Genomic DNA, 14,590 nt, shown 5'->3' on the forward strand with positions numbered 1-14,590 from the left:
AGAAAACAACTAATACTTAATTGATGCCCATTTACTGGAATTCAAAGGGGAAATTTTATTCAAATTCTCAACTAAGTCTGTTATAGAAATACTTGGGCCACCAGAAAAAACAGAAACAATTTCGTCGTATTTAGCATCAAAAAATACACGGGTCAAAAATGCATTTGGTCGTAATACGTTTACTTTATTAAGATTAAGTACCGCTGTTTTTATCTTTTCTTTAGCTGATTTTAAATCTTGGTGCATTATATCCAATCCAGCATGATAATTTAAAGAAGTCTGTCTAATCTCTACAAAAGTTGGAGATAGCATATCATTTATTAAAAAATACCTGTTTTGATTTCCATCCGATTGACTCCAACCTTTATAACCGCCTTGTTGTGCTACATTAGCAATATTTTGGGCAGAATCAAAATAAGGATTACCCGCTAGTGGCAAAAAAGTATCAGCATCCATACCTAAAATCATATAACTGTAAAAAGATACTACAGAAACCAAATTAGATTCGAAAACCGAAGGATTATAAAGTAAATTTTCAAACTCTGTGTAGGTAAAACTAAAGTCTTTATCATTAAAATTTAAAACCGGTGAAGAATAAGACGAATTAAAAATTAGCCTTGAAGACTGCACTTGGATAGTTCCTGTAAATTGGTCTGAATTATTTGATGACAACGTAATGTACATCGAACAGTTTATTTTTTCGTTTTGCTTCAGGGCTTGCCCCGTCCAATCTGTTTTATTTACAAACTCAGTTAATGAAGATTGCAAGGTTTTAAAAACTTGTTGATTAGCATTAGAAAGCCTTTGTGCATTAACGGTAACCGTACAATTCAACTGTTGTGCTTGTGATAGTGAACAAACAAAAAAGAAGAAAAAAGCAATTATTTTATTCATAAAAAAAGGCTATTACTTTGTTTAGTATATCATCCGCAACTGCTTCTTTCGATTTTAATTCCATAGGTTCAATATGGAAAGATTTATCGATAAAAGTAATTTTATTTGTGTCTTTTCCAAAACCTGCCCCTTTATCCTGCAAAGAATTTAAGACTATCAAATCTAAGTTTTTTTTCTGAATTTTTAACTTCGCATTTTCAATTTCATTTTCGGTTTCCAAAGCAAATCCAATCAAAAACTGATTTTTTTTATTTGCTCCAAAAGAAGCCAGTATATCTTTTGTTCTTTCGAGTTCAATTGTAAACTCGTCAGCCGCTTTTTTTATTTTTTGGGTGGCAACATTCTTTGGCTTATAATCAGCAACTGCAGCTGCTGCAATCGCAACATCTACATCTGCGTAATGCTCATGACAGGCATCGTACATTTCCTGAGCCGAAACAACGGGAATAACTTCTATCAAAGAATTATGAACTTTGCAATTTGTAGGACCGGAAACTAGTATTACCGAAGCTCCTAAATTTGCTGCGCTCAATGCAATATCAAATCCCATTTTTCCCGAAGAATGATTCCCTATAAAACGCACAGGATCTATTGCTTCGTATGTAGGCCCCGCAGTTATCAGTATTTTTTTTCCTTTAAGTGGTAGTTTGCTTTCTAAATCGGCTTCCAAAAAGGCAATTATATTTTCCGGTTCCGCCATTCTTCCCTCTCCTGATAAACCACTGGCTAACTCGCCGTTTTCAGCAGGAATCAATGTATTCCCAAATTGAGTTAAAGCACTAAAATTAGCAATTGTAGTAGGATGTTTGTACATATCCAAGTCCATTGCCGGGGCAAAATAAACAGGACATTTTGCAGATAAATACACTGCCATCAGAAGATTATCACAAGTGCCGTTAGCCATTTTTGATAATGTATTGGCAGTTGCAGGAGCAATAAGCATCAAATCAGCCCAAAGTGCTAATTCGACATGATTATTCCAAGTTCCGTTGTTTTCTTCTTCTTGATTGTAAAAAGTGGAATGTACAGGATTTTTTGATAACGTAGATAACGTTAGAGGAGTTATAAAATCCTTAGAAGCAGGTGTCATGATCACTTGGACATGTGCACCTGCTTTTATGAAAAGGCGTACCAATGAAGCTGTTTTATAGGCAGCAATTCCACCAGAAATACCTAGTAAAATTTTCTTACCGTTTAAAACTGACATTGTTGTAGCTTATTTATTTGAATCTCTGTGGTAAATTTTACCGTCTAACCATTCTTGAACGGCTAAAGCATGTGGCTTAGGCAATTTTTCGTAAAACTTTGAAACCTCAATTTGCTCTTTGTTTTCAAAAACTTCTTCAAGACTGTCATTATATGTAGCAAATTCTTCCAATTTCTCAGTCAATTCTTTTTTGATTTCAGAATTGATTTGGTTTGCTCTTTTAGCCATAATGGTTATCGCTTCATACACATTACCAGTAGGTTCTTCAATAACAGTTTTGTTGTATGTTATTGTATTTACTGGAGCATTCGTCTTTTTTAAATCCATGACTTTTTTTATTTAGTAAATTTTTGTAAATCTTTTTCTATTCGGGCAAACATGTCACCCGCTTTTTCTTTGTATTGAGTTTCAGCATTAAATTTTATCAAGTTAGAATACGCTGTTTTAGCTACATTCAATCGATCTTCCATTTTTGCAGGAACGCTGTTGATTGCTAATTGATACGCTGAATCTAATTTGTAAAACAAAGCATCTTCTTTAAAAGGTGTTCCAGGATAATCTGCTATAAAATTATCAAAAGCAACTAAGGCTGATTTATAATCGGAAATCGTATTATATCCTTTTGCATTTTCATAAACCTTTTTCTCTATTTTTTCATTTAATACTTTTACAATTGCATTGGCTTCTGCTAAATATTCTGAATTTGGATAATTATCAATAAATGACTGTAATTTATCAATTGCTTTTATCGTATCAACTTGATCTAAACTGTAAACTGGAGACAACATCGAGTAGCTTTTGGCCCCTAAAAAGGAAGCTTCTTGTAACTTTTCGCTTTTTGGATAACTTGAAACAAAGCTTTCGAATTGGTAACCGGCTAAATAATATTGTTTGGTCTTAAAATAGGATTGTGAAAACATGTAGAACAATTTTTCCGCCTGAGGTTTCCCTCTGTAAGCAGGCGCAATTTGTTCAAAAATACGAATGGCTTTTGAATACTTTCCAGCATCATATAATTTACTGGCCATATCGAATTTAACAGCAACATCTTCGGATTTTAATGCTTTTTGGTATTCGTTACAAGAACCCAAAAAAAGAACAACAAGCAATAAAGATACTATTTTTTTCATTTTTTTACTTTTATTATGATTTTTCAATCGAATTCAACCTATAAAAAATCATACCGAAGTTTCGGTGGCAAATTTAGGTATTAATTTAGCTACTACAAAATATTTTTTTGCTTAAAAAAAAGCGGTATTTATTGGGCTTATTTATCGATATTCTTGATAAACTGGTTGATTCGATTCGCTAATGATTCGTCAACTGTAACCAATGGTAAACGAACGGTATTCTCCGCTATTCCCAATGACAGAAACACTTGTTTGATTCCTGCAGGATTTCCTTGCTCAAAAATCATGTCGATACATTCATCTAAAAGGTACTGCGATTTGAATGCTTCATCTACTTTTCGGTTAAGTCCTAATCGAATCATTTCTGAAAACTCTTTTGGGAAACCTTGTCCAATTACGGATATAACGCCAGATCCTCCTGCTAAAACCATAGGTAAAGCAATCATATCATCTCCGGAAATAACCATAAAATCGTTAGGTTTATTCTTCAACAATTGCATCGCTTGAACTAAATCTCCTGCTGCTTCTTTGATAGCAACTACATTTTTAAAATCATTCGCTAATCTCAGAACGGTTGCCGGTAACATATTACTCCCGGTTCTTCCAGGTACATTGTACAAAATTACAGGTATTGGAGAAGCTTCGGCAACTGCTTTAAAATGCTGATATATTCCTTCTTGAGTTGGTTTATTATAATATGGAGAAACAGAAAGTATCGCTGTAAATGCTGAAAAGTCTCTCGTTTTTAATTCTTCAACAACTTTTAAAGTATTATTCCCTCCTACTCCAAGGACTAAAGGCAATCTGCCATTATTAGCCTCAATTACGGAATCAATAACTAATTCTTTTTCTTCTTGTGATAAAGTTGCATTTTCGGCTGTGGTGCCCAATACCACAAGATATTCAATTCCGCCGTCAATAGAAAAATTTACAATTCTTTTTAATGCTTCTGTATCAATTGAAAAATCTTGTTTGAAAGGAGTTACTAGAGCAACACCAGTTCCTATTAATGATTGCATATTAGATTATATTTTGTTTAATATTTTTAAATATCTGAATAATTCATGCACAAAAACTTTGTAATTTTCGGCATTGGTATTAATCATCAAATGATTCAGTCGCTTGTCTATTGAGGAAAATCCAACTTTGAATTGGGCTTTTGAATTATGGGTGATAAACAACAAAGTTGCTTTTTCGACATCATAATAACTAATCAACAAATCGAACTTTTCCTTAATAAAATCATTTATTACAGGATCCGAAACAGTTCCGTTCCAATTAAGGTGTTTTGCACCAAAAGTAGGTTGAATGTACTGCTCATTCTTTTTAATTTTATCCCTGTAAACTATAATTTTGATGTTTTTCTCTTCAATTCCATTGGTAACTAATTCTTTTACCAAGTCTTCTTTATCCGAAAAATAACTCTCATCTACAAGTAAACCAACTGTTTGTATACCATCAGAAGCAGCATTTGTTTTTACATTATGCAACCTGTTTTTTAATGTTTTTTTTACAATAAAATCCTTTATATAATTTAAAAACATACTACTTTTACTTGTTTACAAAATTAATTAATTAAGTCACATTTAAAATGGTAAATCTAAAAAAGTATAACGGTGTTTTAAAACTTTTTGTTATATTCTTAACACTTTTTTTTGTTATTTCCTGCAGCAAGCAACCCTATTATGTTTCTAAAATAGAGGGGAAACGAATTCCGATTACCGAAAAGCAAAATCAAGTCCCTGAAATTGAAAACTTTATTAAACCGTATCGAGAACATATCAACAAAGATTTAGACAGTGTTTTAGCGTATTGCCCGGAAACATTAGATAAAAGTTCTGGAGAATGGCAAACTACAATTGGTAATTTGATGGCTGATGTTACTTTACAGAGAGGAAATCTTGTATTTAATGCCAGAGAAAAAAAGAATATCGATATCTGCTTACTCAACAACGGCGGGATTCGTTCAATTCTTCCAAAGGGGAATGTAACTTCCAGAACCGCTTTTGAAATCATGCCATTTGAAAACAGCCTTGTTGTTATTGCATTGAAAGGAGAACAAATTTTAGAATTGGTTGACTATTTTATAGTAACTAAAAAAGCCCATCCATTAGCTGGAATGTCATTTACTATTGACAAAAATAATCAACCAAAAAACGTACTTGTGCACGGAAAAACGGTTGAAAAAGAAGCTATTTATTATGTGGCAACAAATGATTATTTATCTAATGGCGGAGATAATATGAACTTCTTCAAAAAAGGGATTCAGAAATTTGATTTAGATTATAAGCTAAGAAACATTCTGATTGATTATTTCAAAGAAGTGGATACTATTCCTGTTACAAAAGATGTCCGAATTACTGTTGAGTAAAATTTTAATGTCCCGCTAAAAAAAATAGTCCTGAAAAAATAGAATGCCTAGCCCCGATTGCAGAGAAAATCCCACGCTTTTTTGCGTGGATTGAAACGGAAAGCTGGATTAAGCTCCAAAAAATAAAAAAATGAAAAGAAGAGATTTTATAGAAAAAACAGCTGCAGGTACAGCATTGCTTGGTTTAGGTGTTTCGATGAGCAGTTTTAAATCTGTTGATATAAAACACTTAACGATTTTGCATACTAATGATGTTCACAGTTATATCGATCCTTTTCCGGCGGATCATCCCAGAAATCCGAATATGGGTGGCGTGGTTCGCAGAGCGGCTTTGATTGAAACGATTCGAAAAGAAAACCCCAATCTTTTACTGCTTGATGCTGGTGATATTTTTCAAGGAACTCCTTATTTTAACTATTATGGTGGTGAATTGGAATTTAAATTGATGAGCATGATGCAATATGATTTGTCAACCATTGGGAATCATGATTTTGATAACGCTGTAGAAGGTTTGCGCGCTCAAATGCCTCACGCCACTTTTGAATTTGTTTCTGCGAATTATGATTTTAAAAATACCGCAATGGATGGTTTTGTTAAACCGTATAAAATCTTCCATAAAAACGGAATAAAAGTAGGTGTTTTTGGTCTTGGAATTGAACTTGAAGGTTTGGTCGATAAGAGAATGTACAAAGAAACGGTTTGGAATAATCCTGTTGAGACAGCGCAAGACATGGTTCGTATTTTAAAGAAAGAACAAAAATGTGATTTAGTAATTTGTTTGTCACATTTGGGATACAAATACAAAGAGGAGCCAACAAAAATTTGTGATTTGAAATTAGCGGAATTAACTCAGGATATTGATTTGATAATTGGTGGTCATACTCATACTTTCCTGGATAAACCAACGATTGTGAAAAACAGTGTTGGGAGAGAGGTTTTAGTGAATCAAGTTGGTTGTTACGGTATCAATCTGGGTAGAATTGATTTTTACTTAGACAATGACAAAGCTAAATCTCATGAAGCAAAATCTATTATTGTATAATTTTATTTGGGTCTAAAGCAAAATTAGAATTTTCAACATCGATTACATATTTATAAAAAATGTAATAGACCGCAATATTTAAAGTCATAGCCAATGGTCTAAAAATAGTTGGCGCTAATGATGAAAGATAATATTTTTCAATAAAAACTATAAAATATTGAGTAACCGATACTAATCCAAAAATCAATAGTAGCGGACTTTTTTTGACATCATTCATCACATAATTAGATACGGCAATTCCTCCGATAATAGAAATTAATATATTTTGAATTATCAAAATAAAATAACTTTTTGAAGTGATTCCCGTAGAAATAGATAATAAATAAAAAAAGAGAAAAATAAACGGAAGAACTGCTATACATAAAGGAATGTAATCTCTTAATTTAATTAATTTTACAATATAATAAATCATCAAGATTCGATGTACAAAAAAGAAAAGCAATCCTATAAATAGCATTTTCTCAGTATTAGGAATAAAGAATGCATTCGTAATTAATGAAAATAGTATTGCAACAAAAAAAAGCGGATTTTTTTGGGCTGAAGTGTTCCAATACAGAATCATCAATAGTATTGAAATTAGTGGTTTAAAAACAAATAGCAGTGGTTTGTTAGCCAATGATTCAACTGTAACCTCAATGGCTGCTACAGCAAAAAACAAAATTGTAAGCCATTTTTCAGTGCTGTTTTTATCTTTAGAAACTAACATATACGGTATTTATTTTTAATTTATTAAATCCATAAATTCATTTTCAGAGATTATAGGAATATTGAGTTTATTCGCTTTTTCTAATTTTGCAGGTCCCATATTATCTCCCGCAACAACATAATCTGTTTTTGCAGAAATAGAACTTCCTACTTTGCCACCGTTATCTTCAATGGCTTTTTTCAAATCATCTCTCGAGAATTTTTCGAAAACACCAGAAACAACGAATGTTTTGCCGATGAGTTTAGTAGTTGCGTTTGGGTTTACTTTTTCAACAACTTCAAATTGTATTCCGTATTTTTTCAGTCGGTCAATGATTTTTCTGTTTTCTTGATTTTCAAAGAAATCAAGTACACTTTGAGCAATTCTATCCCCAATTTCATCTACTAAAATTAAGTCCATCAAACTGGCTTGACTCAGAGCATCAATACTTTTATAATGCTTCGCTAATTTTTTAGCCACTGTCTCACCAACAAATCGAATGCCTAAAGCAAATAACACACGCTCAAAAGGAACCTCTTTTGAATGTGCTACTCCTTTCACTAAATTCTCTGCCGATTTTTGAGCCATTCGTTCCAAAGGTAATATCTGCTCAACAGTTAACTCATATAAATCTGCATAATTGTGTACTAACCCATTATTGAACAATAAGGCTACTGTTTCTCCACCAAGTCCTTCAATATCCATCGCTTTTCTGGAAATATAATGCTGAATTCGACCTATAATCTGTGGTGGACAACCATAAAAATTAGGACAATAATGATTTGCTTCTCCTTCACCTCGTATTAATTCTGTATTGCATTCAGGACAATGAGTGATATATTCGGTAACACTTGCATTTTCGGGACGCTGACTTAAATCAACAGCAATTATTTTAGGGATTATCTCTCCTCCTTTTTCCACAAAAACGGTATCTCCTACTCGAATATCTAATTTTTCTATTTGATCAGCATTATGCAAAGAAGCACGTTTTACAATTGTTCCTGCCAATTGTACAGGTTCTAAATTAGCAACAGGAGTAATCGCTCCTGTTCGTCCCACTTGGTAAGAAATGGATTTTAATTTAGTGGAAACTTGTTCTGATTTGAATTTATAAGCAATTGCCCAACGTGGCGATTTGGCCGTAAAGCCCAATTCATCTTGATGCTGGAAACTATTTACTTTTATTACCACGCCATCCGTTTCATAGGGAAGATTATGTCTATGCGTATCCCAATAATCAATGTATTGAAAAACTTCTTCCATATTATGAGCTAACTTGGCTTCTTTTGGAGCTTTGAAACCCCAACTTCTTGCAGTTTCTAAACCTTCAAATTGCGTATTGAAAGGTAAATTATTCCCTATCAAAAAGTATAACAAACAATCTAAAGGACGTTTAGCCACTTCGGTACTGTCTTGCAATTTTAAACTTCCTGAAGCAGTATTTCTAGGATTTGAATACGGTGTTTCACCAATTTCAATCAATTCCTGATTCATTTTTTCAAATCCGGCAAAAGGTAAAATAATCTCTCCTCGCACAGCAAATTTTTCGGGATAGTTCCCTTTTAATTGCAATGGTATTGATTTTATAGTTTTAATATTATTGGTCACATCATCTCCTTGAAAACCATCGCCTCGGGTAACAGCGCGTTTAAGTTTTCCGTTTTCATACGTAATACTTATGGAAGCACCATCATATTTAAGTTCGCAGGTATATTCTAATGGCACATTGCCTAATACTTTTTGGATACGGATTTCCCAGTCAATTAAATCTTCTTTAGAATAAGAATTATCTAAGGAATACATACGATATTCGTGTGGTACAGTCTGAAAGTTCTTTGTAATGGCACCACCGATGCGTTGTGTTGGTGAATTTTCATCAAAAAATTCTGGATATTTATTTTCTAAATCTTGAAGCTGTTTTAACTTCAAATCAAATTCAAAGTCAGAAATCGTTGGTTTATCTAACACATAGTAATTATAATTGTGTTGATTTAATTCGGCTCTTAAGGTTTGAATTGTATTTTGAATGTCCATAGAAAATAAAAAAATTGGCTATTATAATGCTTTAAATAATGCACTAAAATAACCAAATTAAAAGAAATAACGATAAAATTACGATTCAATAATCGAATTTATTTGTTGATATAATTGTCCGTCACTTAAGAAAGCACCTTGTTGTATCAATCCAAAAATGGACACATTGCGTTCGTCAGTAAATTCTTTTTTACCTACTTTCATTTCAATAGTATCCGTAAACATATTATCACTAAGCCATTGTAAGCCTTCACGGGTCAAAAAATCAGTTTCAGGAACTAATGATTTCAAAACAATAGACTTCACATAAGTATCAAAACAATGAAAAAGAAAAATATGATTTTTAGAAAAATGCTCTAAATACACAGCTTTTGTCAGAACGCCTTCCCAAATTAAATCTGAAAACACATCTAATTCCTGCTCTGCTATTTCCGGTTTTTCGGTTTTAATCACATCCCATTCGGCTTGATCAATTGCCTGAGTAGCCAGAAAAGTACTGAATTCCTGATTCAATTCTTCAAATTGCTCTTTTGTTAATCTTGAGTATTTCATTTCTACTGAATTTATCTCAGCACCTTTTTAAATAAGGAGCTCAATGTGTTATAATTTAGGATTAAATAATCTGAAATGAGTTCAGATTAAACAAAAAAAATCCCGATTTACATCGGGATTTAGTAGTATGAATTAAGAAATTATGCTTTTTCAGCAACAATTTCGTAAGCTAATTCTACGATTACATCTCTGTGTAAACGAACGCTTGCAGCGTATTTACCAGTACGTTTAACGATACCGCTAGTGATGAATTTTCTGTCAATTACTTGACCTCCTTTAGCTAAAGCTTCAGCGATATCAATATTCGTGATTGAACCGAATAATTTTTCACCACCTGCTTTTGCAAAGATTTTAATTTCGATAGCTTTCAAAGCTTCAGCTAATGCTTTTGCATCTGCTACAACTTTAGCTTCTTTGTGCGCTCTTTGTTTTAGGTTTTCAGCTAATACTTTCTTTGCAGAAGGAGTTGCTAATTGTGCGTGACCTTGTGGAATCAAAAAGTTACGACCGTAACCATTTTTCACAGTTACTACATCATCTTTAAATCCTAAATTTTGAACGTCTTTCTTTAAAATAAGTTCCATGTTGTTGTCCTTTATTATAGAAGTTAGGTTTCATGTTTCAGAAAACCAACAACTGAGTTAAATATTATTTTAGTAAATCAGCCACATATGGCATTAAAGCTAAGTGACGAGCTCTTTTTACAGCTACAGACACTTTTCTTTGGTATTTTAATGAAGTTCCAGTTAAACGACGTGGAAGAATTTTCCCTTGTTCGTTTACGAATTTCAATAAGAAATCAGCATCTTTATAATCAATATATTTGATACCTGATTTTTTGAAACGACAATACTTTTTAGTTTTGTTAGTTTCTATGTTCAAAGGCGTAAGATATCTGATATCTCCGTCTTTTTTTCCTGAAGCAGATTGTTGTAATGTTGCCATGATAATTAAGCTTTTTGAGATTTAAGTTTTGCTCTTCTTCTTTCAGCCCAAGAGATAGCATGTTTGTCAAGACTTACAGTTAAGAAACGCATAACTCTTTCGTCACGTCTGAATTCAGTTTCAAAAGCAATAAGAACTTCTCCTGATACTTTAAATTCGAACAAATGGTAAAAACCACTTTTCTTGTTTTGGATTTCGTAAGCCATCTTTTTAAGACCCCAGTCTTCTTTAGATACCATTTCAGCTCCTCTACTAGTAAGAAAATCTTCAAATTTGCTTACTGTTTCCTTTACCTGAACTTCAGATAAAACGGGATTTAAAATGAAAACAGTTTCATAATGATTCATAAATAATGTATTTATTTGTTAATTTGGGTGCAAAAGTAATGATAATTTTTTAATGCACAAAGAAATTTTGGCTTTATTCGTTGTACTACGAAAAAAACCGATAAAAATTAGTTTTTCTAATTATTTCGTGGTATATTTACTTTATATTATTAATAAATATACTATTATGAAACTAAATTGTGTTGTTGTAGATGATAGCTCCATACAAAGGATGATCATTGCAAAGTTAGTGAATAATCACCCAAATTTACATTTAATTGGTGATTTTTCTAATGCAATTGAAGCAAGAAGTTGTATGTCTATTCACACCGTGGATTTAATATTTTTAGATGTTGAAATGCCGGTAATAAGCGGATTTGACTTTTTGGATGGTTTGAAAATAAAACCTCAAATTGTTTTTATCACTTCTAAGGCCGAATATGCAATGAAAGCCTTTGATTATGATGCCACAGACTATCTCCAAAAACCAATTGCCATAGATCGATTTAATGCTTCTGTAAAAAGAGTAATGGATTTGTATATGCTTAAAAAAGAGAATAAAGAAGACGAAGGCGAACATATTTTTATCAAAAGTAATTTGAAAAAATTAAAAATTTTCACTTCCAAAATAAAATGGATTGAAGCTTTTGGTGATTATGTAAGAGTCGTAACCGAAGAAGACAGCAATCTGGTTCTTTCTACTATGAAATCTTTCGAAAATGATTTGTCCAAAGAGAAGTTTATACGCGTACACAAATCATATATTATCAATATTGATAAAGTAGAACGTTTCAACAGTAAATTTGCCGAAATCGGTCTGACAAAAATTCCATTAAGCAGAAACAAAAAAGAAGATTTAGTAAAAGCACTAACTTTTGCATAAGCAATATTAGTACTTTAATAAAAATCGACGTTTAACGTAACTTTAATTGCTCTGTAAAGCGCAACAGCCTCAAAACTATTCAATATTTTTTGAATAGTTTTTTTTGTGCTTCCTATCGGCGTATTTTGCGGTATCTTAATCAATATTGTTCGAATATATTCATTTCTGATTCGGCTGATGGCGGGTTCTTCCGGCCCCAAAACCGGCATATTCAGATTTTGACTCATTACTTGATACAACCACATCGCTCCTTCTTTTAATTTATCAAAATCACGGTGTTTGAGCGTCACTTTTATAATTCTGAAATAAGGCGGATATTTATAAATTTGTCGGTCGTACAATTGCTCCTTGTACATACCAAAATAATCATTATTTGTAACCTGCTGAATTGTATTATGATTGGGATTATAAGTCTGAATAATCACTTTTCCTTGCTTCTCTGAACGACCTGCACGACCTGCAACCTGCGTCATCATTTGAAAACTTCGTTCGAAAGCTCTAAAATCAGGATGATACAACATCGTATCGGCATTCATTATTCCTACTAAACTCACGTTGTCAAAATCTAATCCTTTTGCAAGCATTTGAGTGCCCACCAAAATATCTACTTCCCTATTTTTGAAACTGTCGATAATTTTCTCGAAACCAAATTTCCCTCGCGTTGTGTCCTGATCCATTCGACCAGTTTTTGCCAATGGAAAAATAGAAATCAATTCTTGCTCGATTTGTTCGGTTCCAAAACCCTTAGTCGTCAAATCAATACTGGAACACGAATGACAGTTTGTAGGTTTTGCCATCGAGTAGCCACAATAATGACAACGCAATTGATTCTTATGCTTGTGATAGGTCAAACTAACATCACATTGCTGGCATTGTGGCACGTGTCCGCAAGTCATGCATTCTATAATAGGAGAATATCCTCTCCTGTTTTGAAATAAAATTACTTGTTCTCCCAATGACAAAGCCAAAGTAATATCGTCTATCAAAGTATCACTAAAATGTCCCGTCATTCGTTTACGGAAGTATTTATCTTTCAAATCAACCAATTCAATTAGGGGCATTTGTACGTTCCCAAAGCGTTCTGAAATTTCGACTAAACCATATTTTTCTGATTGTGCATTAAAATAGGTTTCTAAACTAGGTGTTGCCGAACCCAAAAGTACTTTTGCCTGATGCGAATGTGCCAAAACAATCGCTGCATCACGCGCATGATAACGTGGCGCAGGATCTACCTGCTTAAAGGTCTGCTCGTGCTCTTCATCGACGATGATAAAACCAAGCTGATAAAAAGGCAAAAATAAGGCCGACCTCGCTCCTATTACGATTTGAGCTTTTGGCGAATTCTCTAGAACCTGTTTCCAGACTTCAACTCGCTCGTTGTTGTTGTATTTAGAATGAAATACGGCTACTTTATCTCCAAAATAAGCTCGCAAACGACCTACTAATTGTGTCGTCAAAGCGATTTCGGGTAACAAATACAAAACTTGTTTGCCTGTAACCAAGTATTCTTCAATAAGCTTGATATATATTTCTGTTTTTCCACTGGAAGTTACGCCGTGTAACAAACAAACTTCTTTTTGAGTGAAACTGTCTTTTATTCCGTTAAAAGCCGTTTGCTGTGCCTGACTCAATAACAAGGCTTTTTCTTGTGCCTTTCCGGCAAAATTTACTCGGTCTTCCTGAATAAAATATTCCTCGAATATTTCTTTTTCAATTAATGCTTTAACTACCGCCGAGGAAGAATTAGCAACTTCTATTAATTTTTTTACAGTAATGGGTTTAGCTTCGCCTCGGGTCTTTTCGGAAGCGCTGAGTTGAAAATAACTCATCACAATTTCCCTTTGCTTATTAGCATTTTTCAAGGTTTCAATCAATTCGCTTAAACCGGTATTCGATTCGTATTTAGAGTGCAAACGCACATAACGAACCAGTTTGGGTTTATAACTTTCTTGAATTTCTTCTTCGAGTACCAATATATTTTTGTCTATCAATTTTTGAAGAACAGGAACTATATTTTTCTTGTTTAAAATGGAAATGATATCATGTACTTTCAACGAACTCTGCTGTTGCAACGCCTGATATACCAAAAATTCATCATCCGAAAGCTGACTTTCATCTACAAACACATCCTGTTTATGAGTAATAACCGTTTCACTTTCTAATAGCAAAGCACTGGGCATGGCACCACGATATACATCACCGATAGCACACATATAATAGGTCGAAATCCATTGCCAATGTGCAATTTGTATTTCGGTTACAATGGGTTTTTCATCCAGAATTTGATGAATTTCTTTGGCTTCGTATAAAGTGGGTTGGTTTTGATGTGTTGCTATAACCAGAGCCGTGTACATTTTGCTTTTACCAAATGGCACTGCCACGCGCATTCCTTTTTTGATATAATGGAATTCGGTTTCCGAAATACGGTACGTAAAGGTTTTGGCTAGAGAAAGTGGTAAAATTACTTCGACAAAATACATGGAAAGAGATTCAGGTTACAGGACAAATTTACGATTCTATT

16 protein-coding genes are annotated in these 14,590 nt (G+C 33.2%); 3 read left to right on the forward strand and 13 right to left on the reverse strand.

Features of this window, described 5'->3' with window-relative positions:
- Positions 1-9 precede the first annotated feature (9 nt).
- The 6 genes from porD to O6P34_RS11990 form a co-directional block, all read right to left on the reverse strand.
- Complete coding sequence (gene porD, locus O6P34_RS11965) at positions 10-894, reverse strand: type IX secretion system protein PorD (protein WP_269684743.1); 885 nt, start codon at positions 892-894, stop codon at positions 10-12.
- A complete protein-coding gene (gene coaBC, locus O6P34_RS11970) occupies positions 887-2,101 on the reverse strand; it encodes a bifunctional phosphopantothenoylcysteine decarboxylase/phosphopantothenate--cysteine ligase CoaBC (RefSeq protein WP_269684744.1) in 1,215 nt (404 codons plus the stop codon). Before coaBC ends, porD begins: the two co-directional genes overlap by 8 nt.
- A gap of 9 nt (positions 2,102-2,110) precedes the next feature.
- Positions 2,111-2,428, reverse strand: a complete 318-nt coding sequence (locus tag O6P34_RS11975) for a DNA-directed RNA polymerase subunit omega (RefSeq protein ID WP_026709525.1) — start codon at positions 2,426-2,428, stop codon at positions 2,111-2,113.
- Positions 2,429-2,436: 8 nt separating this feature from the next.
- Positions 2,437-3,231 (reverse strand): outer membrane protein assembly factor BamD, encoded by a 795-nt coding sequence (locus O6P34_RS11980; RefSeq protein WP_269684745.1) that lies wholly within the window; start codon positions 3,229-3,231, stop codon positions 2,437-2,439.
- A 137-nt stretch (positions 3,232-3,368) separates the two neighbouring features.
- Positions 3,369-4,250, reverse strand: coding sequence for a 4-hydroxy-tetrahydrodipicolinate synthase (dapA, locus tag O6P34_RS11985; RefSeq protein WP_269684746.1), 882 nt, complete (start codon positions 4,248-4,250; stop codon positions 3,369-3,371).
- A gap of 6 nt (positions 4,251-4,256) precedes the next feature.
- On the reverse strand, positions 4,257-4,775 hold the full coding sequence (locus tag O6P34_RS11990) for a DUF6913 domain-containing protein (RefSeq protein ID WP_269684747.1): 519 nt from the start codon (positions 4,773-4,775) through the stop codon (positions 4,257-4,259).
- 47 nt (positions 4,776-4,822) lie between these two features.
- Between O6P34_RS11990 and O6P34_RS11995 the strand changes: the two genes are divergently transcribed.
- Entirely contained in the window at positions 4,823-5,602 is a 780-nt protein-coding gene (locus O6P34_RS11995; RefSeq protein ID WP_269684748.1) for a 5'-nucleotidase C-terminal domain-containing protein, read from the forward strand.
- Positions 5,603-5,732: 130 nt separating this feature from the next.
- Positions 5,733-6,644 (forward strand): bifunctional metallophosphatase/5'-nucleotidase, encoded by a 912-nt coding sequence (locus O6P34_RS12000; RefSeq protein ID WP_269684749.1) that lies wholly within the window; start codon positions 5,733-5,735, stop codon positions 6,642-6,644.
- On the opposite strand, the gene O6P34_RS12005 is transcribed toward O6P34_RS12000, so the two are convergent.
- The 6 genes from O6P34_RS12005 to rpsF form a co-directional block, all read right to left on the reverse strand.
- Positions 6,634-7,350, reverse strand: coding sequence for a hypothetical protein (locus O6P34_RS12005; protein WP_269684750.1), 717 nt, complete (start codon positions 7,348-7,350; stop codon positions 6,634-6,636). The two genes, O6P34_RS12000 and O6P34_RS12005, sit on opposite strands and share 11 nt — an antisense overlap.
- Before the next feature lie 15 nt (positions 7,351-7,365).
- Entirely contained in the window at positions 7,366-9,363 is a 1,998-nt protein-coding gene (ligA, locus tag O6P34_RS12010; RefSeq protein ID WP_269684751.1) for an NAD-dependent DNA ligase LigA, read from the reverse strand.
- Positions 9,364-9,441: 78 nt separating this feature from the next.
- The gene (locus tag O6P34_RS12015; protein ID WP_269684752.1) at positions 9,442-9,915 is read right to left on the reverse strand and encodes a DUF6495 family protein; all 474 of its coding nucleotides are present in this window, start codon (positions 9,913-9,915) and stop codon (positions 9,442-9,444) included.
- 140 nt (positions 9,916-10,055) lie between these two features.
- Positions 10,056-10,499, reverse strand: coding sequence for a 50S ribosomal protein L9 (rplI, locus tag O6P34_RS12020; protein WP_269684753.1), 444 nt, complete (start codon positions 10,497-10,499; stop codon positions 10,056-10,058).
- 64 nt (positions 10,500-10,563) lie between these two features.
- Positions 10,564-10,860 (reverse strand): 30S ribosomal protein S18, encoded by a 297-nt coding sequence (gene rpsR, locus O6P34_RS12025; protein ID WP_007138295.1) that lies wholly within the window; start codon positions 10,858-10,860, stop codon positions 10,564-10,566.
- Between the two features lie 5 nt (positions 10,861-10,865).
- A complete protein-coding gene (gene rpsF, locus O6P34_RS12030; protein WP_077370382.1) occupies positions 10,866-11,207 on the reverse strand; it encodes a 30S ribosomal protein S6 in 342 nt (113 codons plus the stop codon).
- 166 nt (positions 11,208-11,373) lie between these two features.
- Here rpsF and O6P34_RS12035 point away from each other — a divergent pair, with 166 nt between their 5' ends.
- Positions 11,374-12,069 (forward strand): LytR/AlgR family response regulator transcription factor, encoded by a 696-nt coding sequence (locus O6P34_RS12035; protein WP_269684754.1) that lies wholly within the window; start codon positions 11,374-11,376, stop codon positions 12,067-12,069.
- A gap of 14 nt (positions 12,070-12,083) precedes the next feature.
- On the opposite strand, the gene priA is transcribed toward O6P34_RS12035, so the two are convergent.
- On the reverse strand, positions 12,084-14,549 hold the full coding sequence (priA, locus tag O6P34_RS12040) for a replication restart helicase PriA (protein WP_269684755.1): 2,466 nt from the start codon (positions 14,547-14,549) through the stop codon (positions 12,084-12,086).
- Positions 14,550-14,590: the final 41 nt, after the last annotated feature.

It is taken from the genome of Flavobacterium lacustre (genome assembly GCF_027474525.2).
GTDB lineage: Bacteria > Bacteroidota > Bacteroidia > Flavobacteriales > Flavobacteriaceae > Flavobacterium > Flavobacterium lacustre.